At 42.8% G+C, this 1,220-nt stretch carries 2 protein-coding genes; both read left to right on the top strand.

The genetic code is table 11. From position 1 onward, the window contains the following. Positions 1-325 (top strand): helix-turn-helix domain-containing protein (locus AAEO50_RS21070; protein ID WP_341986335.1); only part of this gene is annotated, 325 nt, incomplete at its 5' end. 5 nt (positions 326-330) lie between these two features. Then, a partial coding sequence (locus tag AAEO50_RS21065; RefSeq protein ID WP_341986334.1) for an IS3 family transposase occupies positions 331-1,220 on the top strand: 890 nt, incomplete at its 3' end.

Here is a 1,220-nt window from a genome sequence, read left to right as displayed (position 1 = left end):
GATATTTTCAATGCCAAAGAAGAAGATTGAAGCCTTGGAAGAAGTCAAAAGAAACTATGTCCGAATGGCTTTAGAAAGTGGTAATTATTCGTCAATTGCCCGCCATGCGGGAATCTCTAGGACTACCCTTACTAAGTGGATCAAAGAGTATGAAGATGAGGTAAGGGAACAGATGGAGGATCCAACATCAGCTATTGTTTCTACTGAGCCGACAAAAGAAGAGTTGAAGGCTAAATATGAACAGGCGATGAAACTCCTTGGTGAAAAAGAGCTGGAAGTTGCCATGCTTAGAAACTTATTAAAAAAAACCCAGTACCGGCCCTAACGGTCTTGGATGAGGTTCGACTATGGGCAAAGGAGGGGTTTCACATAACTAAGCTTTCAGAGATTACAGGGGTTAATCGATCCCTCTACTACTACCATAACGGCATAGAAGAAGCTGTGGCAGCTGAGGAAAAAAGGGGCCGTCCGATCCCAGGTTACTCTCAGACATACAAAGGAGAAATCATTCCTGATGAACAGATTGAAGAATTCCTTATGGAGGCCATCGCAGGGGATGGCGAAAACTATGGTGTAAAGAACTTAACTCAATTTCTAAAAGATCACCACGACCTTCAAATTAATCACAAAAAGGTTGCGAGGTTGTGCAGGAAGTTAGGGATTCTCCTTCCCCAACGAACGGGCAATCCGAAGTATCCAAAGCGACTTGTCCGAAAACGGTTCGTTACGGCCCCTAATCAGCTTTGGCAGCTTGATATTAAATACGGGTCCATCTCAGGAAGCCGAAGGTTTTTCTTTGTTGCCTGTGCGATTGATGTTTTTGACCGCGCCATCGTTGGATATTACAGAGGGCCAAGGTGCACTGCCAAGGATATTACAGGAATGCTTAATGAAGCCATCATTAGACGTGGGTTACAGGCTTTAGAAGAGATGGAAGGCCATTGTATCGTAATAAGAACAGATAACGGGCCTCAATTTATCAGTAATCTTTTTGGAGAATTCTGCGAGAGTAATAAGGTTTTCCATGAAAGAATTCCTCCCAGGTCACCAAACTACAATGCCTATATTGAGTCGTTTTTCAGTATTTTAGAGAGGGATTTATTCAGGCGTTATGAATTTGAACACTTTGAAGAAGCTTACTTCGAAATTGATGAGTTCATGGAGTTTTATAATCACAGACGTTATCATGGCAGCCTCGGCAGGATGTCTCCGGTAAAGTT

The sequence above is a fragment of the Rossellomorea oryzaecorticis genome (assembly GCF_038405515.1).
GTDB classification, from domain to species: domain Bacteria; phylum Bacillota; class Bacilli; order Bacillales; family Bacillaceae_B; genus Rossellomorea; species Rossellomorea oryzaecorticis_A.
This window is presented reverse-complemented; position numbering and strand designations above follow the sequence as displayed.